The sequence below is a fragment of the Bartonella sp. CL266QHHD genome, assembly GCF_042195355.1.
Classification (GTDB): domain Bacteria; phylum Pseudomonadota; class Alphaproteobacteria; order Rhizobiales; family Rhizobiaceae; genus Bartonella.
In genome coordinates this window covers 97640-120784 of sequence record NZ_JBHIOD010000035.1, presented here as the reverse complement: position 1 = coordinate 120784, position 23145 = coordinate 97640, and the positions used below count along the sequence as shown (strand labels likewise).

Below are 23145 nucleotides of genomic sequence, written 5' to 3'. Positions count from 1 at the left end.
AATTCTTGATTCAATAAAAGATATAGCTTATGAGAGAACTCACATCGCGGACGTGATGAAAACGGTAAACATAGCAGACTTAAAATCTGCCGGTCGAAGACCTTGCGGGTTCAAGTCCCGCCGTCCGCACCATTGTATCTTAATCTCTCTTATTTTCCAATGATTTATTAAAAATCAACAAAAATTAAAGCACCTTCTAAACCACCTTTCGCAACTTTATTATAACGCTATCAGACGGTACCGCGGTGATGCCAAAATACGAATCATTGCTGCTTTTTGAGGTACCTTTTTAGCACGTTGACCTCCTCCTTGTCTTTTAGGATGGAGAGGCAGTTAATCTTGATCTCCTCATCCTTGAGGATGAAGAAATGAGTCGTGTTTTTAACGTTAAGCAGCTTTCACAACAGAGCTTGGTAAAATTCGCTTAGCTTCTGTTGTAACTGATTTGTAATGCTTAAGCTCTTCTTCAAGGTCATTTGCATCTAACAAACGCCTTATCATCAATCCTAATATTTCTCCAACACCAGCAGCACATTCACACTCTTAACAGGAGTAAGATAATATGAAGAAAAGCGAAATGGGTTAAAAATGACCGTGGCTTTCGTATCCCTGATGATTTCGAATCTGTTTATGATTTCGCAATCAAAGAAGGTTTGCCTCCAAAGCGTGTGAAAGTCGAAATGGCAAAATTTCGAGATTATTGGAAATCTAGAGCACGCAAGGATGCACGCAAAACGGATTGGAAAGCAACGTGGCGCAATTGGGTGCAAAAAGCTATCGAGGATTTAGGGAAAGGAAAAAACTATGGAAAATCACTCTCAAAGGCAAAAAAGCGTTGGTGAACGCATCTCAGACAGCACCCTTGATATCGGGTCTCGAGGTCACTTTAAAACACATTCACGAGATGATAGCTCCGGAGTTTCCTTTGGTTTTGAAGAGTGGCAGTGCATTGACACAACAGCAGGAAACGATTGCCTTAGGTGCTTGTGATCAACTTCACGAATTGTTTTCAATAAAAGCGAGCAAAAAGGACATAGCTAAAGCAATTCGGATGCTTTCGTGTGGTTGAAAAATTTCGCAACAGGCAGATCATGAAGGTATGGCGCTTACCTATGAAATGGTTTTGGAAAGTGTTTCTGCGTGGTCACTGATAAAAACGGTTAAACGGACTTTATGCGATGAGTTAGAAGGTTTATCGGATACGTTTTTTCCAAGCACTCGTGAATTCGTAAGATTATGTCGTGATTTGGAAAATAGTCTTTTGACGAAAGCCAATCTAGTACGCAAGGCTGTTTTGAACACCCGTGAAAAAAGGCTGAAAGAAAAGGCAATGAGAGAGAATTCAAGACCACTCACGTTGGTTGAAAAGCAAAAGCTTGAAGGGATTTTAAATGGTCTTGGGGGAACATTGAAAAACATTGCAGGTTAGTAAACTAGTGAAAATTGCTGATCGTTTTGTGATTGAATGTGCATTTAAATCGACAAAATGGCACCGTACAGAGCAATTTAAAAATTTTATGATAAAAAACCTATCATATAAAACGCTCTGTACGATCAAATTTGAGGCAAATAGACAAATTTGTAAAATTAGGATTAAAGCATGTTCATTTTAAAACATCTATTCTTAAAAAACCGTAAACAGCCAATGCGAAAGAGATTTGCTGCAACGGCGCTGGATATGCACTATGGGGGGACGGAGCAGAGGAGTATTTTTACAACCTCTACGAATATGAAGACGGCACAAGAGAGTGTGCAAAGTTTGATGGTGGTCAGTATTACAAAACACCTAAGAATGCGGATTTTAGTACCAAAGCGCAAGTAAAAGCATGGGTTTACGATGGTACTATTCCGAAAAGCGTTCTCAATTACAAACCTCTTATAGACGAGATAAGCAGAGAGATAAAAAAATATTGACTTTATTCAGAGTATATTGCGTATTGCTCTAAATGCGCTTCTTAAACATTTTACACAAAAGCATAAAAAGCTATTGAATCATGGGCTTTATGTTATATTTTTATATAATATTAGAGAGGGCGTTTTATGCACACAACAAAATTACGTAAAGTTGGAGGATCAGTTATACTCTCTATACCGCCTGCATTGATTGATGTTCTTCATCTTACTGAAAATATGCAAGTGGGTTTGGTTATTGACAATGGATAATTGGTTGTGAAACCACAGATATCGCAAAATTACACTCTTGAAGAATTGTTAGCCCAATGTAATCCTTCAGACGATTTTGCGGATAAAGATGTAGAGTGGTTTGATGCTAAACCTGCTGGCAGAGAGCTCTTGTAATGAAGCGAGGTGAAATTTGGTTTGTATCGCTTGACCCAACTTCTGTTTATGAGAAAAAAGGAACGCGTCCTGTACTGATTGTATCACCGGAGGCGTTTAATCATTTAACAAAACACCCATTGTTTTGCCCATTACGAGTGGAGAAAATTTTGCTAGAACAGCAGATTTTGCTATTTCATTGGTGGGAACAGAGCTGCATACAACAGGTGTGATACGCTGCGACCAACCGCGTGCTTTAGATATAGTAGCGCGTAATGGAAAAAGAATGGAAACTATTCCATATATAATTATGGATGAAGTCTTAGCAAGGTTATCAACATTTCTTACTTGAATTTTTTCTACACTTTTTTATGTTTAAAAACACCAACTTTAGGTAAAAAGTAAAAAAGCATAAGATCATGATTTTTTCTGTTGACAATCGGCTAATCAATTTTTCACAGAATAAAAATCAATAATTGACTAATGATGTCATTAATTATGACTCAAAAGGAGCCATAATGAAAGCTGTCATCACTAAGCCAATGTGTGTTGTTGGCGACAATAAAAGCACTGTTCGCTTTGAACCATCAACACCCAATAATCCATTTGTTGAAGTTTCCAATCAAGTCTACGCACGTCTCAAGCGCGCCAATGCTGCAAAACTTTTTGTTGAGGTCAAAACAACAGCAAAACCTGACAAGGCAGTTGAACAAATTAAGCAGATAAAACAAGAAGCAGCACAAACATCATCTGAACCAGTGACAGAGGAAATTCCACTCGAGCAGCCAAAAGCATCTAAGGTCTCTCAATCATCAACACCTGCTCCTAAAAAGCCTTAGAAGTTGAAATTAAGTATCCACCCAAAATGGTATCTTCAACAGGTGAATGATACCTTCACCAGTCTTCAAGCCCCTCGCCTTAATTGGTCCCCTTTCTGCGTAATGCTGTAAACACCTCTGCAAAACAAGTCGAACGCTTTGCAGAAAAGAAGATTTCTGATACTACATCAGCCCAATCAAAGCGTATTAAGCAAGGTGTTTATATTAAAGAAAAGGCGACAGCAAGGTTTCTTGAGACAGATATCATTCGTTCTGGAACACCGATACTTCTTAAATTTTTTAAAGCAAAAGAACAAAACGCGGCGTGACTTACACAACTGTTTGGAAAAAAACAAATCTTGCCCTATGTTTTTATCAAGGGTGGGAGTTTTCCAAAGCGTGTTGATTTAAAAAAGATGAAGGGTAATGTTTTTCAAAGGGTGAATGGAGATCAATTCCCCATTGCAAAACAAGAGGGACCCTCAACTTCTGAGGTCATGTCAAAGACAGAGATTGCAAATGCTATTGTAAAAAAGCCAACGAGAGATTAATTGCCAATATACAGAACCAACTTGCTCATCATGAATACGCTGCCAACAAGAAAAGCTAGATTATGTTCTTAAACTTTATCTATATATTACATATCCTTATGAGTTTATGCATTACACACTTTGATTGCAATTTTAAAAACAGATTATCACTTATGCTTTGTTTTTTCCATAAAAAAGTCAATAAAATCAATGTAAAAGGTACTTCCCAGCGGGTTGGCTTCGTTGCGAGGCAGACTAGTACGAACTATCGCTAGCGACAGAATTTTCAATTTGACTGTACATTGTACACTTAACTAATTGATAAATAACAATTTTAATATGTACACTGTACAGTATGTGAAACGTTTTCTTAGCAAAAAGTAATTTTTGTTGCTGGACAATTCTATAGTAATAGATATTTTCGAATCATGTGCCTCAAAAACACCTTAAAACAACTAGCGGATTAGTTGCCGAAATAACTAATCTTCCGCAATTCAAAAGCTTTAACTCATTATATGCTAATAGCTTTGTCAGGTGTGGTTATACCATATACCCCCTTCGGGGAAAGGCGTAACGACGGACTAGATGCCGTGTTTTTTAGCGCCCAGCACTCTTTTAGAATGTCATTAAGGAACGCCTAACATCTAAGAATTCTTTATGAATACCATTATTAAAATTACTGAATTATGTGGCAAAAGGCATGACAATATTATGCGTGACATCAAGAAAACGCTTGAAGAACTTAACCCCCTCAAATTTGAGGGGGTTGATTTTGGTGGCACTACCTTGATAACAAAGGTGAAAGCCGCCCTTGTTATAACCTGCCAAAGCGTGAATGCTTAATTCTTGTTTCTAGTTACAGCACTGCCTTACGAGCAAAGATAATTGACCGTTGGAAAGAGTTGGAAAGACAAGTAGCTATTCCACAAATTGATTACTCCAAACCCGAAGTATTACTTGGCGCCTTAAATCATCTACAAAATCAAATTGAGCAGAAAGACCATGTTATTTCAGAATTAGCACTAAAAGCAAAAGCTTTAGAAGGCTTAAAACGCTCTGATGGTTTGTTTGGTTTGATTGAAGCCGCGAAGATGTTGGAGATAAGACCAAAGGATTTAACAGATTACTTGCGTAAAAATGATTGGGTGTATCGACGTGCTCCGAGTGGTCCATTGTTACCTTAATCAGGATAAAATCAAAAAAGGCTTCATAGACTGTTCTGCCATCACCATTCAAAAACCGGATGGAACAGAAAAGGTGCTGCCTTCAACAAAAATCACACCTAAAGGATTGGCATGTTTGAGAGAACGAATCCATGGAGGTGTGCAATGAAGGTAAATACTAACTTCTTATGCGATTTATGGATGGCATTATCTCAATTTTCTAGACATGAAAATATGAGTGATAAGATTGTACTGCTCTGGTTGGCATCATGAGTTTAGTAGAAAAAGCTTTGATTTTAAAACTTCAAGATGAAGTGCCAATCCTTCTTTCGATATCTCTCTCATCTGACGCTCCATAAAAAAAGCCCCACAAAAGTGGGGCTGGATAAAATCAATCTCGCGCTAATTATAATAAAGTGGCTCGCTACATCCACGGGCGCCTATTTTTTCATCTTCTACATAACGAGAATGCGCAAAATTCCGTACAAGATGATCATTGTTAGAGCCACCAGTCCAATCGCCTCCTCCCAACATAACATTTATGTCTACACGTAAACTGCTTCCTTGCTCCCCTGTATGCCATTTAGTCACTGGATAACAACCAGACAAATATTGCCAAACATAACCGCAACCATCCTCACAACCGATATACGAAATCATACGACAATTTTCTGTATCAACGTGTCCTCCAGACGTTTTGGGAGAAGGCGCTTTATTGCCTATAATACTGGTTCCCGAATTGATTCCACACATGCAAGACGCGAACTCATCACTCGTCAAAAATCTCTTATTAACAGACCAAAAATCAAAGGCATGATCTGCATAGCTACGATTGATCGTAATCGAAACACCATATGCCGACTTTGCATTTACACCTGTCCCTGATTGAAGATAAATATCAACCCAAATATTATGCCACGGATTGTAAACCATTCCCTCTGGGGCACTACGTGGACGGTGATTTAAACACCAAATAGAATTGGGCAAAACATCCCCCGCTTGATAACCCGATAAGAGATGATCTTCAATCTCACCAACATCCGCACATAGCGTATGAAACCCACCAATCTTTTCAGAATGCTCCTCTGTATAGCCATTAGGAGCTGTCGGATTTTGCGAAATTTCAAAGGATATCTCATTCGTCTGATCTTTTAAGATGAGATATATATAATAATCCTTTCCTGCTTCAGGATCTTCGATAAAAGACAGCCTTCCACGCCCTGGAACGTGGTAAAAGAGGAACCTACCCCCAATTCTCACCACCATGATGAACGCGAAAACATGCACCGTTATTGATCACAAGACCTTTTCTATTTTCCGGATCGGCTTCCAGAATTCTGTCAGGTTGATTAAAACGCACATCCTCTAAAAAATTAGTGGAAAGAGAACCTACCTTACTTTGAAGTTCAGAAAGACTGTCACTGTTCCTCTGTGCCTTCTCTTGAACTTCTGTCAATGCACTCTTTGCTTCTTCTGCTAACACTTTTGCCTCAGAGGCGGCTGTATTCGCAGAATTTGTCGTTGCTGTCACCGTGTCTAATGAACTCTTGACCTCTCCAAGCCCTTGCTTCGTCGTATCAGCTTCTTCCTTTGCTTGCTCCGCAACACTCTTCGCTTCTTCCGCTGTCGACTTCGCAGTCTCAGCTACTTCCCTTGGCTTCTACAACCAAAGATTCTACCTTACTGCCTTAGCCTGTACTGCTTCACAAATGATCAGATCAAATTCTGGTAAACCGTATTTCTTTTGCGCATCCGCAATCACTTGGATTAATTGGTAAGTAGCAAACACCACGGTCATTGCATTCGCTAAGACTTTATTTGTTTTTTTCAAAGCTTTTGAACATCAGTTGATAGCTGATAGAGCAAGATCTGAAACATCAAGTTCGACAACAGCATCTTTGTTTTTCGATGCTTGCCAACTTATGTATCAGAATACACCGCAAAGGAACGAAACGGCACTTCTGTATAGCGTGTCCATTCTCTTATCGTTTGTGACATCAAAGCTAGGGAAGGCACGAAAAACAAAACACGCTTGCCAGTTCTAGTTATTTGTTCTGCTATCTTAAAGATGGTAAAAATCTTCTCCGTTCCACATGCCACAATAAGTTTGCCACGGTCTGCTTCTTTTAAACCCTTAGAGACTTTCTCATACTTTTGGATTTGTTGAAAAGTTACCCCTAATTGATGCCCTAATTGCTTTTGCGACATTCCCAGCATTGTTCTTTGAAAGCGAATTTTTTGCCTATAGAAATGTCGTTAAAATGTAGCCTTTTGCTTTTCACTCTTAAGCTCCCCCCGCTGAGTGCGAGCACCCTCGCATTAGTATTCCGAGAGCCTGAAAGTACTGAGTTCGAGTGAGCTTTTTTTTACTTTTAGTGCTCATCGCACCTAGACATAGAAAAATATCCCATAATTCCGAGACACCCACAGAGTGGGCTCATTTATGATCGAACTTTAGGGCTTTCAACCCCTACTGATCGCTGCGTAGACGACCAAAATCACTCTTTAAGTAATAAAATCATTTCAGGAAATTGGCAATCAAAATTAAAATAATCTCAAAGACTATAAGATTGGGCACTCTTCAAAAGAGAGCCAATGCGAAGAACTGTCATCATGGTTAGTCATCAACCCACACAATGCTTCTTTTTCAGAAAACGCAAAACGCGATATAAGAAAAAATGTTGTTTGCAAAGTTTTCGCTTGCCTATACAAAGAGAAAATGAAAAATTTGGAGGGCGCCCTATGATAAATGACATCTACTGTGTTGGATACAATTATGTTGAACATGTTCATGAACTAGGTAATGTTGTTGAAGATGAACCCGTTATCTTTAGCAAGCCAAAAAGTTCACTCGTTTTAGGCAATGAAATTTATCTCCCTAATTTTTCCAAAGAAATACATTTTGAAACCGAAATTGTGCTCAAAATCTCAAAGGACGCTTTCATGATCATGGAGGAAGAAGCAGAAGAATGCTATGATGCCGTAGCAATAGGTCTTGATCTCACCGCGCGGGATTTGCAAACAAAACTGAAAGAAAAAAAGCTTCCTTGGCTTTTATCGAAAGGATTTAAAGGCGCCGCATACGTCTCTGACTTCATAAACAAGGAAAAAATAAACAACCCAATAACCTTTGCAATGAAGTTAAATGGCGAAACAAGACAAGTTGGCAATACGAAAAATATGATCTTTAACTTTGAGAAGATAATCTCATTTTTAAGTCACTACATTCAGCTAAGACGTGGTGATCTCATATACACAGGCACTCCACAGGGTGTCGGAAAACTTTCTCAGTTTGACAGAATAGAATTGTATCTCGAAAATCAATTAATTTCAGAGCTAAAAGTAAAATGAATCATCAAATACTGACCTTTTTCATTGTTTCATTTTTTTTAGTCATCTCACCGGGGCCGAATATGGCCCTTATCATCGATAATGCAACGAGATTGGGAAGAAAGAACGCATTTGTAAACGTTTTAGGATTGTGTACAGCAACATATGTGCATGGGGCATTTTCCACACCTAGGTGTATCAGCGCTCATTCTCAACAACAAAACGCTGTTTTTTTTAGTAAAACTCATAGGTAGCAGCTATTTATTATACATGGGCTTTAAATCAATTAAATCTGGAATACACAGCTTAAATTCAAAAGAAAGAAGTTCAACGAATGAAAAGCATGCTACGAGTGAAACAAAGCTTTTAACCAGCTATATGGACGGTTTTCTGACACAAATACTAAACCCCAAAGTATCTATATTTTACATAGCAGCTTTTCCAAAATTCTTAGCTTCTGGAGGTAGCATTAAAAAAGGTTTTGAACTTGTCATAATACATTCTTTCAACATCTTTGCATGGTTTACTTTAATGACCATTTTTATATCATTTGCCAGTACCGCCTTAAAAAAGCAGCGGGTAAAAGGCTCGATTAACATTGCGACAGGAACAGTTTTATCTCTGTTTTCTTTTTTCATTTTCTTTGGATAGTTTTATCTTTTGATAACAAATTGTAAAGTTAATAGAGCAATCTTTTCCTGATTCTGTCTCTCACTATGAATAGCTCAATCTCTAACAGAGCTTATACAATCCCCAGTTCTTTTTTTCTTTATATAACTGAATTACGTTGCATTTCTTTATCATACTCTCAAGGACGTTTGTGTAAACTTTGTGTAAACAATGTGAGTTTCTCGCAACATTTTATAAAATGTTACCAATATCTAAACAAAATCCTTATTCATCACTTTTAAAAAAATAAGCTATGATATTCCTCTTTTCGTTTATGAAACAAAAGTAACTTTTTGATTTATGATAGCACCATACAAACAAAAAAATGATTTTAAAAATCATTTTAATTTTCCATTAAAAATTGTTTCTTAAACTAAGATGAGAACTCTCGAGTGCTATTTGAGCAAAAAGTAAAACTCTCACCATTATGAATAATAATAAATAATGCACTGATTACAAATAATAAGTTTCAAAAAATTATAAAAACTCCTGACAACTTTCTGAAATAATTTTAAAAGCCCCACGTCTTTTAATGAACAATTTATTTGTTATTAATAACAAAAAAAGCTCCCTATTCAAATATCTGTTACGTTATTTAAGAGGACAACATTCTCTTTTTTCAAAAGCATATTCCTAAAACATATTCTTTTCTTTATCCACACAAAATCATAAAAAACGTTTTTTTCCTTTACACCTCATTTATATCATGCTTCGATACGAAATAATGCTTTTTTAGTGTAATTTAATCTCAAAATAATTAAAGGGAACCCCCAAAAAATGAGCTACAAACAAAATTTAAAAGATAATTCTCAGAATAAGTTGCAGCGTGGACTACACAACCGACATGTACAACTTATAGCCATTGGTGGTGCTATTGGAACAGGTCTCTTCATGGGGGCAGGAAAAACAATTAGTGTAGCAGGTCCTTCCATCATACTCGTTTATGCTATTATCGGTTTTGCTCTATACTTTGTCATGCGTGCTATGGGAGAATTGTTGCTTTCTAATTCACAATACCGATCTCTTATTGATTTTTCAACCGATATGCTAGGACCGGGAATAGCTTTCTTTGTTGGCTGGAGCTATTGGTTGAGCTGGGTTGTAACTGGAGCTGCTGACATTATTGCCATCATCACTTATATGAACTTTTGGTGGCCAACACTCAATCCATGGTTTACCGTTTTTACCTGCATTAGTGTCTTTTTAATCTTTAACCTCTTTGCCGTGAAACTATTCGGTGAACTTGAATTCTGGTTTGGTCTTATCAAAGTCGTCGCAATTTTAGCATTAATTGTTGTGGGATTTTATATGATCGTTACGGGCTTTACCTCTCCCAATGGTACGGTTGCTTCTCTCAATCACGTATGGAACGATGGCAATATCTTTCCGCGAGGAATGACAGGTTTTTTTGCTGGATTTCAAATTGCCATTTTTTCTTTTGTTGGTATAGAAATTGCTGGAACAACCGCTGCTGAAGTAAAAGAACCTAAAAAAGTTCTCCCCAAAGCAATTAATGCAATACCGGTCCGTATTGTACTCTTTTACATTTTTTCTCTCGCTGTAATTATGTCTGTCACACCTTGGGATCAAATTGTTCCAGATAAAAGCCCCTTTGTCTCGATGTTTTGGCTTGCAGGCATTCCGATAGCTGCTGGCTTGGTAAACTTTGTCGTTATCACCTCAGCTGCCTCTTCAGCAAATAGTGGTATTTTTTCTACCAGCCGTATGATATATGGGCTTGCAACACAAAAAGGTGCCCCTCCAATTTTAGGTAAACTTTCCAGATACCATGTTCCAGCCAATGCTCTATTCTTTTCCTGTTTATGTATTTTAATAGGGTATACAATTGCCTCACTCTCTCCAAGCCTCATAAGTGCTTTTACAATTGTGACAAGCATTTCAGCTATTGCATTTTTATTCGTATGGTCTGTAATTTTGATTAGCTATATTGTGTATCGTCGCAATCGCCCTCATCTACACGCTGAATCCATTTATAAAATGCCAGGAGGTGTTGTCATGTGTGGGATAATTTTAGTTTTCTTTGTTTTCATGCTCTATTTGTTGACATTAGAAGCTGATACTCTACTAGCCTTAAAATATAGTATATTCTGGTTTGTTTTCTTGGGTATAATGTATTTTATGTTTGTAAAGAAAAAAATAACTCAAGGTAACAAATAAAGTCTATACATAAAAACATCTCAAAAAAGGGTAATTTTAGTTACCCTTTTTCTACTTAACCTCCTCCCCAAACATCAAAAAACGACGATTCCTACCGGCACCGGTTTGTAAACAATCCGGCTTATTAAGGGGGAATGCTGCTGATCATTTATATGGTTCACCTACATAAGGCTCTATGGGCTAGCCCTGCCCTGAACACCACCACCCATTCTAAAAATACTTAATGTGTAAAATGTTATATGCTTTATATCACTACTCTACACAACAGTACTTTACTGTATAATAGGATAAGAACGAGCTATTCTGTAAAGAATTCTCTATAAACTTCACTGACATTGTTTACTAATAAAACATGAGATTTTATCTAAAACTTCCCCCCCCCAAAAAAATTTATATTCAATTTTTTATCAAAATTAAAAATATAGCTCTAAACAGAATATATCTTAATAGCTATCTGCAATAAAAAAAGATTCTATGAAAATATTTTTCTATTTGTAATAAATTTTAAATATAAATACTTAAAGATAAATTTTAAATATGTTTTTTCATATTTTAAATAATAGTTTAACTACTTAAACTTATTTTCTTTATATATAAAGTTTTATATTTAATAAATTTACAATTTTATTTATATTTTTCTATATATAAAAATCTACATTAATAAATAATTTTAAATATAAAGATATTTATACAATAAATTACTATAAATAAATATACATAAATATAAATTATTATTTATATACAACTATATATAATATATAATATATAATATATAATATATAATATATATTATATTATATATATAACTTATGTATAAAACATAAAAAATCAAAAAAATATAATACAATTTATCTTTTGTTTCTTATATATAAAATAATTATTCCATTAGTTAATAATGTTTTTGCTTTATTCACATATAGTAATAGAAAAAAATTCCTTTACTCCTTAACCATAGCGTGTTCCGATAGAAGGAATTACCTTTTTTAGGGTAATTTTTATTTAAAAATAACTAAGGAGAACTCCCCCAAAATGAACAAACAAAATTTAGAAAAAAAACCTAAGAAGAAATTGCAACGTGGACTACATAACCGACACATACAACTTATAGCCCTTGGTGGAGCGATTGGAACAGGTCTCTTCATGGGATCAGGAAAAACAATCAGTGTAGCAGGCCCCTCAATTCTACTCGTTTATGCAATTATTGGTTGTGCTCTATACTTTGTCATGCGTGCTATGGGAGAGTTATTGCTTTCTAATACACAATACCGATCTTTTATTGACTTCTCAACCGATCTTCTAGGGCCATGTGCCGGATTCTTTATCGGCTGGACATATTGGTTGTGTTGGATTGTCACTGGAACTGCTGAAATTATTGCTATTGTCACTTACACACACTTTTGGTGGCCTGAACTCAATCCGTGGATTCCTGTTATAATTGGTCTTATGTCCTTTTTAATTCTTAACCTCGTCGCCGTAAAACTATTTGGCGAACTTGAGTTTTGGTTTGGTTTTATCAAAATCGTAGCAATTCTAGTCCTAATCGTTGTAGGATTTTATATGATCTTTACCGGTTTTGTTTCTCCAAACGGTACGGTTGCTTCTCTTAGCCATATATGGAACGGTGGGAATATTTTTCCGCGAGGAATTACAGGCTTTTTTGCTGGATTTCAAATTGTTATTTTTGCTTTTGTTGGCATTGAACTCGCTGGAACAGCTGCTGCTGAAGTAAAAGAGCCTCAAAAAGCTTTACCACAGGCTGTTAATTCAATACCAATCCGCATTGTATTCTTTTATATATTCTCTCTTCTTGTGATTATGTCTGTGACGCCGTGGGATCAAATCAGTCCAGAAAAAAGCCCATTTGTAACAATGTATGCACTTATTGGTATTCCAACTGCTGCAGGTTTGATGAACTTTGTTGTCCTCACAGCTGCCGCATCTTCAGCAAATAGTGGAATTTTTTCTACCAGCCGTATGATATATGGGCTAGCAACACAAAAAGGTGCTCCTAAATTTTTAGGAAAACTTTCTCGTAACCACGTTCCAGCCAACGCATTATTCTTTTCATGTATATGCATCTTATTTGGTTATGCCGTTGTATCGTTATCTCAAACACTCATAGCTGCTTTTACAATTGTTACGACAATTGCCGCAACTTTGTTTATATTTGTATGGTCTATCATTTTGATCAGCTATATCATCTATCGCCGCAATCGTCCTCTCCAGCATACTGTCTCTCCTTATAAAATGCCAGGAGGTGTTGTTATGTGTTGGGCGCTTCTTGTTTTCTTTGCATTCATTATCTATTTATTGTCATTAGAAGCTGACACTGCCATAGCTTTAAAATACACTCCAGCATGGTTCATATTTTTAGGAATTGTATACTTTCTTTTTGGGAAAAAGAATTATGCAAAAAATTAAAAAATAAAGCTTATATTACAAAAAACATATAAAAAAGGGTAACTAAAGTTACCCTTTTTTGATATTTATCTATAAAATTATAAAAGCTATTGACAAAATATCTCTGTAGAATCTTCAATTACGCTCTTTATCAACCAAAGCATTCGATTTTATCCAAGGCATCATAGAACGAAGTTTTTTACCAACTTCTTCAATAGGATGATTATCATTTAAACGCCGCATACTTTTAAAATGAGCAGCACCAGCTTTATATTCTTGAATCCAATTCGATGTAAATTTACCCGTTTGAATATCTTTCAATATACGTTTCATTTCTGCTCTGGTTTTATCCGTAATCACACGTGGACCAGACATATATTCACCCCATTCAGCTGTATTAGAAATCGAATAATTCATATTTGCAATGCCCCCTTCATACATGAGATCAACAATCAGTTTAACCTCATGCAAACACTCAAAATAAGCCATTTCCGGTGCATAACCTGCTTCCGTTAGTGTTTCATAACCTGCTCGAATCAATTCAACAAGACCACCACAAAGAACCGCTTGTTCACCAAAAAGATCAGTTTCGCACTCTTCTTTAAATGTTGTTTCAATCACCCCAGCACGTCCACCACCAAGTCCACATGCATAAGACAATGCTACATTATGTGCATGCCCTGAAGCATCTTGCGCCACCGCTATTAAACAAGGAACACCACAACCCCGTTGGTATTCATTACGAACTGTATGACCTGGACCTTTAGGAGCAATCATCACAATATCAACGTTTTTTTTAGGTTCAATCAAGCCAAAATGAATACTTAAACCATGAGCAAAAGCAATTGCTGCCCCGTCGCGTAAATGATCATGAATATGTTCCTTATAAATATCAGCTTGCAATTCATCTGGTGTTGCCATCATGATGAGATCTGCCCATTTTGCTGCTTCAGCAACACTCACCACTTCAAAACCATCGGCCATAGCCTTTTTAACTGTTTCCGACCCTGAACGCAAAGCTATTTGCACATTTTTAACACCGGAATCTTTCAAGTTTAAAGCGTGCGCACGCCCTTGAGAACCATAACCAACAATGGCTACTTTTTTCCCTTTAATGAGATTAACATCCGCATCACGATCATAATAAACACGCATAAAAAAATTCCTTCTTTCTCTATTTAAACTGGATTTCAGATTATTTTTATTAAATAAGAAACATTATCTTTAGTGCATCACACACTTATAAAGACAAAAAACACCGCTTATAAAAACACAGCAATTGAATAATTTTAAAGTTTACATATTGCATAGAAAAAACTGTAATCCCCAAACATTCCTAAAACATATACAGATCCCCAAATAACTTCAACTGCTATTCTACAAAAATAATAATTACACAAAATAAGATTTCTAAAGAAAATTTAGCTAATATTCTACTCTTCTATCGTGCAACAAAACGCTATATTCTAAAAATTAAGATACAACATACAATTTTTAACATGAACCAAATCAATATGGATAGCAAGAAAAATTACAAAATAACAAGTATTGTTTTAATACAACCTTCAAAAGCATATACAACAATATCTTTAGAATAATAGAGAGGATGTTTTTACTTTTTATGTTCTTTAATATCCACGCTTCTCACGCAAAAAAGAACACCCCCATACGGCCATTATGTTATCCATTTATGGCGCCTTATAAAAAAATTTTAATATGCTCGAGCCCTTTTCAAGAATCCCCTATAATAGTCTAAGATTTATTGCACACCACTCTCTTTACTTCATAAAGCTACAAGTCGATATCATCATTCTATTTAACAGCTCCTATTGCATTAAGCTTACTCATAGGAGATTTTACGTTATACTATTTACAGATAACCCGAAAATGAGCTCAAATATCAAGAAAATTTGTGTATTGATCCATTAAAATCCTACGCACTCCTTTATAATGGAAATACTTTCAAAACCCTATTTCTTCTCCCTTCAAAGAAATTATAGTAAGTAGATTTGGTAAAATTTCCTCATAATGGATGGTATATAAAAAAGCATTTCATACCCTAAAAAACACAAAAAATAGAAAGCTACCAATAAACAGAGGAAAATAGAATATTTTATAATGTATGCTAATAGTGCTACTTATCTCAACATGTATAAAATTGTTTTTTAAGATAAATTGACAAACCTCTATAAAAATTTCTCTTCCAATTTTTATAGAGAAAAAAGGTTACGATAATAACCGGATAAAACGCTGAACAGTCTCATGCATTCCATACTCCAACGCATCAGCAATGAGCCCATGGCCAATAGAAACTTCATCAAGCCAAGGAATCTTTTTGACAAGAGCAGGAAGATTCATAATTGTTAGATCATGCCCTGCATTCATACCTAACTGCAACTCTTTTGCTCTTCTTGCTGCTAAAACAAGTTTATTGAGCTCTTGAACTTGTTTTATTTTGTCCTGAAATGCACCACCGTAAGGTCCCGTGTAAAATTCCACACGATCAGCACCCATTGCTTTAGCAATATCAAGACCATCGACAGTAGGGTTAGCAAAAAGGGATACACGAATCTTTCTTTTTTTTAAATTCTGAATAATAGGTGCTAAAAATTCTGCATCATGAGCAAAATTCCAACCATGATCAGACGTTGACTGATCTGGATCATCAGGAACAAGGGTAATCTGATCCGCGTAGTTTTCAGCGATATCTAAAAATTGATCACTGGGATAACCTTCAATATTAAACTCAGCTGTAGGAAAAGCGTTCTTGATTAAACAGTATATATCTGGCAAATCCGCAAAACGAATATGCCTTTCATCAGGGCGTGGATGAACCGTCAAACCTGCTGCTCCAGCAGCAAGCGCTATATGCCCAATATTCGTTATACTTGGCCACGGAAGATTACGTCGATTACGCAAAACAGCAACAGCATTAAGATTAACCGAAAGTTTTACCGCCATGCCCATTTCCATTTTTTTATAGTGTGTAACAAGATAGAAAAAAGGCATTTTCCATCTGAAACTTAGATGATATACATATTTTTTTCTATCGAACAATCATTAAACGTTCTGCTGCGCGCGTAATTCCCGTATAAAGCCAGCGCGCATACATATCACGAAATGCAAAACTTTCATCAAACAAAACGACATTATTCCATTGAGAACCTTGCGCCTTATGAACCGTTAATGCATACCCATAATCAAAATCATCATATCGCTTTTTTAATTGCCATGAAATTTCTTGATCAGGGTTTTCAAACGCTGCTTTTAAAAGTTTAATCTTTGCTACCCTACGCTCACTTTCTTCTGGTTTAACAAGAAGATTAATACTCGGTTTAACTGTCTCCTTCTGTGAAGTCATCACCTTCCATAAAGAGCCATTCAACAAACCTTTAATAGGATCATTTCGCAAACACACCAGCTTATCTCCTGCTTGCGGATAATCTGCTGTAAATTCTTTTAACACACGCAAACGCTGATTATAAAGGTAGCGCGTACGATTAACCCCCACCAATACCTGATCAGCATCCAAAACCAATTGTTGATTGACCTCTTTACGTGTAACAACACGGGCTTCACCATAGTCACCATAAGCAATATCGCGTCCTTCACGCACGTCCATAGCAAGACGTATAATCGGATTATCTCGCGCTTGCCGATGAATTTCTGAAAGAAGAAAATCTGGTTCTCCACTGGAAAAAAATCCTCCACCTGATATAGGAGGCAATTGGCCTGGATCACCAAGAACAAGAATTGGCGTCCGAAAACTCATTAAATCACGCGCCAATTTTTCATCGACCATCGAACACTCATCAACAATAATGAGTTTAGCTTGTGCAGCAGCACTTCTTCGATTTAATGTAAATGTTGGAGCGATAGACTTTTTTCCTGTTATTTCATCGGAAACTTCCTCTTCACCACGTGGACAATAAATCAGCGAATGAATCGTACAAGCATTGCTTGCACCTTTAGAACGTAAAACCTGCGCCGCCTTCCCTGTAAAAGCAGCAAACTGAACAGAACCATCAACTGTTTCTGCAAAATAGCGCGCAAGCGTCGTCTTACCCGTCCCCGCATAGCCAAAAAGGCGAAAAAGAGGAGAACGCCCTTCCTTCAACCACGCGGCAACAGCCTTCAATGCATTATCCTGTTCCCGTGAAAACTGCATAGCTTACCAACATAAGATTTGCATAAAAAGAGCAGTATTTTGAAAAAAAACGACTATCAAGAAAAAATTTTTTATTAAGAATTGCTGATACACGCCCATCTAACAACTTTCGTAGCACAATTATCAATTATTTACCCATTGCTTTTTCAAGATATTGTAACAATCTAAATTTTATCTATACATCGATCTTCTTGGTAACACTTTATGCGTATCAAATAAAATATCATCTTTTACAACAGTAACACCAACAATGGAAGATGCATATCTTAAATTTAAAATAACACCTCTATACGCTTTTTCTAACCAAAATTTAGAATGAGAAAAAGAGCATTGCAATTGCAAAACCCTCACTAGAAAAAATGTCCTTAACAGGATAAGAATAATGTAATTTTTGAACGCTATTTTACACAATCAATCAGCTTTCTTGCACATAAAAAATAAAGTACATCCACTATTACGAAATAATAATAAATATATCAAAAACCTTTTGGCAAAAATAGAAATAGCTCTCAACAAAACGACTTAATCCTATGATGATACACCTATAAGGTTCCTATTTCCCTCTTATCATGATTTTAATAAATTTACTCTTCATGCTACAAATATGTTATATCTCAACGAATAAAGAGAGACATCACGCTTTATCTCGCACAAATATGGAACTTTTTCTGTTTCAACAATAAAATATGGTTCGTAAGTATGGCCTTCTTGGTAGTCTATTATAAGAAAACTGGGACATGGTTTCATGTCCAGCGTAGCACTTCAGGTTCGTCCTCTAGAATATGAGAAAAGCGCAATTCTCCATCGACTGAGTCAAACTTTTTCTTTTTGTCGCAATGTTTTAAAGTTTATAAAAACTAACTGATTAATACTATTCTTATTGCTAGAAATAACAATGAAATAATGAGCTCAAATATTGATGAATGAAACGGAAGGTTTAAATTGAAAATATTAATTCCAGATGACTATCAAAAAGCCACCCTAACATTACAGTCTATTACAAAATTAATGAAATTGCATGAAGTGCTGGTTATAAATAATTTAGCTAAAGAATGTGATTTAGAAGATAAGCTCAAAGAGATAGATATTCTTATCTTAATCAGAGAGCGGACTATAGTTGATAGAAATCTTCTCCTGAAACTGCCAAATTTAAAATTAATCTGCCAAACAGGCCCTATAGGTTCACATATTGATATAGAAACTTGTAGAGACTTAGGAATTGAAATATTAGACGGTGGTGGAGATCCAACTTCTGCTGCTGAATTTGCGTGGCTCTTAATTATGTCTGCGCGTAGAAAACTCTGTAAATCTGTATCTGATATGAAAAAAGGACGATGGCAAACAACATTTGGCAACCAAATGAAAGGGGCTACTCTTGGAATATTCGGGTTTGGCCGTATTGGTAAAATGGTTGCTCAATATGCTCAAGCTTTTGGCATGTCCATTTTGGTTTATGGGAGCGAGCGTTCAACGCAAGAAGCAAAAAATTTAGGTTATCATTTTACGCATTCAAAAGATGAATTTTTTACACGTCCTGACATTATATCCGTCCATTTACGTTTAAGCGATAAAACCAGAGAAATCATAAAATTAGATGATCTATTGAGCATGAAACCTCATGCTATTTTTGTCAACACAGCGCGTTCAGCTTTGGTTGAAAAAGGGGCGATAGAAAAAATACTAAGTTTGGAAAATTCAACTTACTTTGCACTGGATGTTTATGACAGCGAGCCAGTATATGAGAGCAAATTATTGCAATCAGATAGAGTTCTTTGCACACCGCATCTGGGCTATGTGACTGAAGAAAGCTTTGAGAATTATTTTGAAAAAGCTTGCCAAAATATAGCGTCTTTTATAAAGAGCGCTTAATGCCGGCTGAGCCAATGTTTGTAAAATTTATCTTATATCGCTAGCCTATCAAATTTGCACGACACATATTGGCTGGACAGATGACGCCATGTCATCTCTTTACACAAAGAGCGCAGACCGTAAAAAACTCGCTCTTGAAGCTATAAAAAAACTTCAAAAAGATGAGGAATAGAGGCAAAAAAACGTAATAGAATCAATAGCGAATAAAACCCTCACTATTAATATAACTTATTGACTTAATTATTATTGAGTATCCATACGGTGGTATTGAATATTCGGTTGAGTTAAAAAAATAGCATTTTCGCTGCTACCACATAGAATATTGACAATTCTTATGAACAAAAAGGGGTCTATTACCCCTAGACCATATTTAATCTTTGAAAACCTTCCTGTTGATAGACAAATTAATACGTCACCTAATCCTTATAATTTAGATGCGTCTTGTAAAAGTGACTATATTAGCGAAAATTTAATTATGATGTTTTCTGTAGTGATCGGAGAGCCTTATTCAATTAAGTTTGAAGGCGAACATATAGTAAATAACCTGCTTCCTTTAGAGGATAATAAAAAAGATTATACAGAATTAGGATCTGAAGTTGAGTTAGATTTTCATACAGAAAATGCTGCACTAAAATTTATAACGGGTTTAAATTTATCTCTTAAAGGGGATACTTTTATCTGGTGTTCGCAATGATGTTGATGGCCCGTTAACGAGAATAGTCTGATGCACGTCTAGCTTTAAAATTTTTAAGTGAGGAGGATTTGAGGAGCTTAAGGGATAATTTATATATAATTAATGTTCCCTATAGATGGAGAAAAAATGGGGTAACCTCTACAAGTAAAGTGCCCCTAGTTCACAGGGACAGTGAATTCCCTGATATCAGCGCTGTTTTTTTATCCTGGCATGTTAGAACCACAGTCAAAAAAGCCAAGGAAACTTTAGATCATTTTTATGAAGCTATTAAGGCTGTATCTTTTGGAATTGATGTACCACTAAGGAAGATTATTATACATTGATAATAGAATGGCTCTACACTCTAGAGATAAGTTTTTTGGATCATTTGATAGTTATGAAAATCCAATGCGGTGGATTCAAAGAGTGTTTGTGTCTGCAGATTTATGGAATTATAGATATATAGAACAAATAAAAGAAAGAGTATTTAATTTTCAATGTTAATATCCTGATAATGATATGATGTTGAGTATTATTCTGATTTATATATTGATGATACATCTCATATGTATAGGTTTCTCCCGCATAATCAGGTGAGGTTACTACCTAATTATAAGCTATGGTGGCCAATTGATTTTCTATGGCTGCATTTGATCTTTGTTATTTTTGCCCTTCCTTCAAGCCGCTAGGGGGATTCCCCTATCAAGCCCTTGAAAAAGCGATTTGGAGTAATTTCATAATGCGAAACCAAAACATAGTGACAAACTTTTCTATTGTTTTCACAAGTATGACGGTTTGCATGGTTGCCCCCTTCAAGCATAGTGGATTTTTTTCTTGCACGATGGAATCTTTCATATATGAGACAACATAATTAATTTATAACAGATAATTCAATGTATTATCTAAAAAATGCAACGAAATAGCTATTAATGTGAACATATGAATTAAAAAAACAAACATCGCGTACAAATAAATTCAAACATAATTGTGCACACGACTTATAACATTTTTTAGATAAACAAATAATAATACACCCCATGTCTTTAAACAAAGAATGAAAATCATAAAATGAGCTCTAGGGATAATAGGAACTCTCCACAAAGAAGAGACAGAGATGAGGACTCCAAAGACTTCATCATCACTATCCTTCACCATTTTGTTAACATATTAATTTTATACAAGAATCTTTCCCTCGGAAGAAATAGCATTTGCAATAGCTTCTTCGCTTGCCTCATCGGGTAATAACATCTCATTATGAGCACATCCCGATGGGATCATAGGAAAACAGTTTTCTAAATGATAAACACGACAATCAAAAAGAACAGGCTTATCACAGTCAATCATCTGCTGAATTTTATCATCAAGTTCATCGGGTTTTGAACAATGAATTCCCACGGCTCCATAAGCTTGTGCCAATTTCACAAAGTCAGGCATAGATTCCGTATAAGAATGAGAAAGACGATTACCATGCAGCAATTGCTGCCACTGGCGAACCATCCCCATATACTGATTATTTAAAATGAAAATTTTTACAGGTGTGTCATGCTGAATAGCTGTTGCAAGCTCTTGAATATTCATCTGAATGGAGGCATCACCAGAAATACACACAACAAGCGCATCAGGATGTGCTATTTGAACACCGATAGCCGCCGGAAGACCATACCCCATCGTTCCAAGACCACCAGAAGTCATCCAATGTTTTGGTTCATCAAAATGATAATACTGTGCTGCCCACATCTGATGCTGTCCGACATCCGTTGTAATATAAGCATTCGCATCTTTGGTAAGAGCATAAAGTCGTTCAAGAGCATATTGCGGCATAATGACATCTTTTTTCTCCGCATATGCCAATGAATTACGAGCTTTCCAACGGTTAATTTGCGTCCACCACGCCTCACGGACTTCACTGTTAAACGCTGGTTGCTGTATTTTTAAGAGTTGCGTCATATCTCCTAAAACACAAGCCACATCACCAATAATTGGAACTTCTGCTTTTACAATTTTATTGATGGAAGAAGGATCGATATCAATATGAATAATACGCGCATGAGGTGCAAATGCATCAAGGCGCCCCGTGATACGATCATCAAATCGTGCTCCAACAGCTAACATGACATCACAATCATGCATGGCCATATTAGCCTCATAGGTTCCATGCATTCCAAGCATTCCAAGCCAATTTTTACCGGAAGCAGGATAAGCACCAAGTCCCATTAATGTTGAAGTAATCGGAAAATCCCCCAATTGAACCAAATTACGTAAAAGCTGTATAGCTTTCATCCCCGATGAAATAACACCACCACCAGAATAAATAATAGGGCGTTTTGCCTCAACTAAAAGAGAAACGGCAGATTCAATAGCCTTAGTATTCCCTTTCAACGAGGGAAAAGAATGTAAAGACTCCTGAACTTGAGGTGCTCTATAAAGTCCTGAAGCAAATTGAACATCCTTAGGAATATCAATCAAAACCGGCCCAGGACGACCTGATTGAGCAAGAGAAAAAGCTTCATGAATAATAGCCGCAAGATCATTGACATTTTTAACCAGCCAATTACGCTTCGTACAAGGCTTTGTAATTCCAACTGTATCAGCCTCTTGAAAAGCATTTGTTCCAATCACCGTTGTTGACACCTGCCCAGAAAAACAAATAAGAGGTATCGAATCCATAAGAGCATCTTGCAAAGGTGTCACAGCATTCGTTGCCCCTGGACCAGAAGTCACAAGCATAACCCCTACCTTCCCTGTGCTGCGTGCATAGCCTTCAGCCGCATGCCCTGCGGCTTGTTCATGGCGCACCAAAATATGCTGGAGTGTATCTTGGTGATAAAGAACATCAAAAATAGGCAAAACAGCCCCACCAGGATAACCAAAAATATGTTCAACGCCTTGATCTATAAGAGCCTGAACCACTATTTCAGCGCCCGACATTATTTTTCCATCTGCACTCTCTTGCTTTCTTTGATCATTTCTCATTTTTCCCACTCACCTACTTTATAGGACAATAAAAAAGCCCCTAACGGAGCCCATAAAAAAAGCCCCCAAAGGAGCCCATTACACAACACATACTGTA

Annotated in this window: 18 protein-coding genes, 1 tRNA gene and 6 pseudogenes; 17 read left to right on the top strand and 8 right to left on the bottom strand. The window is 36.3% G+C overall.

What is annotated here, in order from left to right; genetic code table 11:
* The first annotated feature begins 46 nt into the window (after window positions 1–46).
* The 10 genes and pseudogenes from ACFIK7_RS04315 to ACFIK7_RS04270 all read left to right on the top strand — a co-directional run bounded on the left by ACFIK7_RS04315 (window position 47) and on the right by ACFIK7_RS04270 (window position 4957).
* Window positions 47–132, top strand: a tRNA-Leu gene (locus ACFIK7_RS04315).
* A 548-nt stretch (window positions 133–680) separates the two neighbouring features.
* Window positions 681–842 (top strand): hypothetical protein, encoded by a 162-nt coding sequence (locus tag ACFIK7_RS04310; protein ID WP_342753378.1) that lies wholly within the window; start codon window positions 681–683, stop codon window positions 840–842.
* A complete protein-coding gene (locus ACFIK7_RS04305) occupies window positions 839–1069 on the top strand; it encodes a hypothetical protein (protein ID WP_375631477.1) in 231 nt (76 codons plus the stop codon). The genes ACFIK7_RS04310 and ACFIK7_RS04305 overlap by 4 nt, the downstream gene beginning before the upstream one ends.
* Before the next feature lie 30 nt (window positions 1070–1099).
* Window positions 1100–1429 carry a hypothetical protein gene (locus tag ACFIK7_RS04300; protein ID WP_273791438.1) on the top strand — a complete coding sequence of 110 codons (330 nt, stop codon included), beginning with the start codon at window positions 1100–1102 and terminating at the stop codon, window positions 1427–1429.
* Window positions 1430–1600: 171 nt separating this feature from the next.
* Window positions 1601–1914 (top strand): annotated as a pseudogene (locus ACFIK7_RS04295) (hypothetical protein).
* 126 nt (window positions 1915–2040) lie between these two features.
* Window positions 2041–2298: pseudogene (locus ACFIK7_RS04290) on the top strand (AbrB/MazE/SpoVT family DNA-binding domain-containing protein).
* Window positions 2298–2629: pseudogene (locus tag ACFIK7_RS04285) on the top strand (type II toxin-antitoxin system PemK/MazF family toxin). Before ACFIK7_RS04290 ends, ACFIK7_RS04285 begins: the two co-directional pseudogenes overlap by 1 nt.
* 166 nt (window positions 2630–2795) lie before the next feature.
* Window positions 2796–3116 (top strand): hypothetical protein, encoded by a 321-nt coding sequence (locus ACFIK7_RS04280; RefSeq protein ID WP_375657817.1) that lies wholly within the window; start codon window positions 2796–2798, stop codon window positions 3114–3116.
* Window positions 3117–3119: 3 nt separating this feature from the next.
* Window positions 3120–3705: pseudogene (locus tag ACFIK7_RS04275) on the top strand (hypothetical protein).
* A gap of 577 nt (window positions 3706–4282) precedes the next feature.
* Window positions 4283–4957: pseudogene (locus tag ACFIK7_RS04270) on the top strand (phage antirepressor KilAC domain-containing protein).
* 233 nt (window positions 4958–5190) lie between these two features.
* On the opposite strand, the gene ACFIK7_RS04265 reads toward ACFIK7_RS04270, so the two are convergent.
* The 4 genes from ACFIK7_RS04265 to ACFIK7_RS04250 form a co-directional block, all read right to left on the bottom strand.
* A complete protein-coding gene (locus ACFIK7_RS04265) occupies window positions 5191–6054 on the bottom strand; it encodes a hypothetical protein (RefSeq protein WP_375662980.1) in 864 nt (287 codons plus the stop codon).
* Window positions 6032–6319 (bottom strand): hypothetical protein, encoded by a 288-nt coding sequence (locus tag ACFIK7_RS04260; RefSeq protein ID WP_375643593.1) that lies wholly within the window; start codon window positions 6317–6319, stop codon window positions 6032–6034. Before ACFIK7_RS04260 ends, ACFIK7_RS04265 begins: the two co-directional genes overlap by 23 nt.
* A gap of 144 nt (window positions 6320–6463) precedes the next feature.
* The gene (locus ACFIK7_RS04255) at window positions 6464–6586 is read right to left on the bottom strand and encodes a hypothetical protein (protein WP_375643592.1); all 123 of its coding nucleotides are present in this window, start codon (window positions 6584–6586) and stop codon (window positions 6464–6466) included.
* Window positions 6587–6708: 122 nt separating this feature from the next.
* On the bottom strand, window positions 6709–6996 hold the full coding sequence (locus ACFIK7_RS04250; protein ID WP_375660026.1) for a DEAD/DEAH box helicase family protein: 288 nt from the start codon (window positions 6994–6996) through the stop codon (window positions 6709–6711).
* Between the two features lie 534 nt (window positions 6997–7530).
* Between ACFIK7_RS04250 and ACFIK7_RS04245 the strand changes: the two genes are divergently transcribed.
* The 4 genes from ACFIK7_RS04245 (at window position 7531) to ACFIK7_RS04230 (ending at window position 13386) form a co-directional block, all read left to right on the top strand.
* On the top strand, window positions 7531–8139 hold the full coding sequence (locus ACFIK7_RS04245; RefSeq protein WP_375612032.1) for a fumarylacetoacetate hydrolase family protein: 609 nt from the start codon (window positions 7531–7533) through the stop codon (window positions 8137–8139).
* Window positions 8140–8289: 150 nt separating this feature from the next.
* On the top strand, window positions 8290–8769 hold the full coding sequence (locus ACFIK7_RS04240; protein WP_375662979.1) for a LysE family translocator: 480 nt from the start codon (window positions 8290–8292) through the stop codon (window positions 8767–8769).
* 795 nt (window positions 8770–9564) lie between these two features.
* Window positions 9565–10965 carry an amino acid permease gene (locus ACFIK7_RS04235; RefSeq protein WP_273791432.1) on the top strand — a complete coding sequence of 467 codons (1401 nt, stop codon included), beginning with the start codon at window positions 9565–9567 and terminating at the stop codon, window positions 10963–10965.
* Window positions 10966–11994: 1029 nt separating this feature from the next.
* Window positions 11995–13386 (top strand): amino acid permease, encoded by a 1392-nt coding sequence (locus ACFIK7_RS04230; protein WP_273790746.1) that lies wholly within the window; start codon window positions 11995–11997, stop codon window positions 13384–13386.
* Window positions 13387–13500: 114 nt separating this feature from the next.
* Here ACFIK7_RS04230 and ilvC read toward each other — a convergent pair whose 3' ends face one another.
* The 3 genes from ilvC to ACFIK7_RS04215 form a co-directional block, all read right to left on the bottom strand.
* Window positions 13501–14520 carry a ketol-acid reductoisomerase gene (ilvC, locus tag ACFIK7_RS04225; RefSeq protein WP_375631483.1) on the bottom strand — a complete coding sequence of 340 codons (1020 nt, stop codon included), beginning with the start codon at window positions 14518–14520 and terminating at the stop codon, window positions 13501–13503.
* A gap of 1071 nt (window positions 14521–15591) precedes the next feature.
* The gene (locus tag ACFIK7_RS04220; protein WP_273790748.1) at window positions 15592–16326 is read right to left on the bottom strand and encodes a pyridoxine 5'-phosphate synthase; all 735 of its coding nucleotides are present in this window, start codon (window positions 16324–16326) and stop codon (window positions 15592–15594) included.
* A gap of 85 nt (window positions 16327–16411) precedes the next feature.
* The gene (locus ACFIK7_RS04215) at window positions 16412–17533 is read right to left on the bottom strand and encodes an ATP-dependent RecD-like DNA helicase (RefSeq protein ID WP_375631484.1); all 1122 of its coding nucleotides are present in this window, start codon (window positions 17531–17533) and stop codon (window positions 16412–16414) included.
* A gap of 942 nt (window positions 17534–18475) precedes the next feature.
* On the opposite strand from ACFIK7_RS04215, the gene ACFIK7_RS04210 reads away from it, so the two are divergent.
* The 3 genes and pseudogenes from ACFIK7_RS04210 (at window position 18476) to ACFIK7_RS04200 (ending at window position 20096) form a co-directional block, all read left to right on the top strand.
* Window positions 18476–19402: a D-2-hydroxyacid dehydrogenase family protein gene (locus ACFIK7_RS04210; RefSeq protein WP_375637645.1), complete on the top strand. Its 927-nt coding sequence runs from the start codon at window positions 18476–18478 to the stop codon at window positions 19400–19402.
* Between the two features lie 70 nt (window positions 19403–19472).
* Window positions 19473–19574, top strand: a pseudogene (locus tag ACFIK7_RS04205) (integrase); the annotation flags it as partial.
* A gap of 162 nt (window positions 19575–19736) precedes the next feature.
* On the top strand, window positions 19737–20096 hold the full coding sequence (locus ACFIK7_RS04200) for a hypothetical protein (protein ID WP_375637646.1): 360 nt from the start codon (window positions 19737–19739) through the stop codon (window positions 20094–20096).
* 1152 nt (window positions 20097–21248) lie between these two features.
* Here the strand turns inward: ACFIK7_RS04200 and ACFIK7_RS04195 are convergent.
* Entirely contained in the window at window positions 21249–23048 is a 1800-nt protein-coding gene (locus ACFIK7_RS04195) for an acetolactate synthase 3 large subunit (RefSeq protein WP_375662978.1), read from the bottom strand.
* Between the last annotated feature and the right edge of the window lie 97 nt (window positions 23049–23145).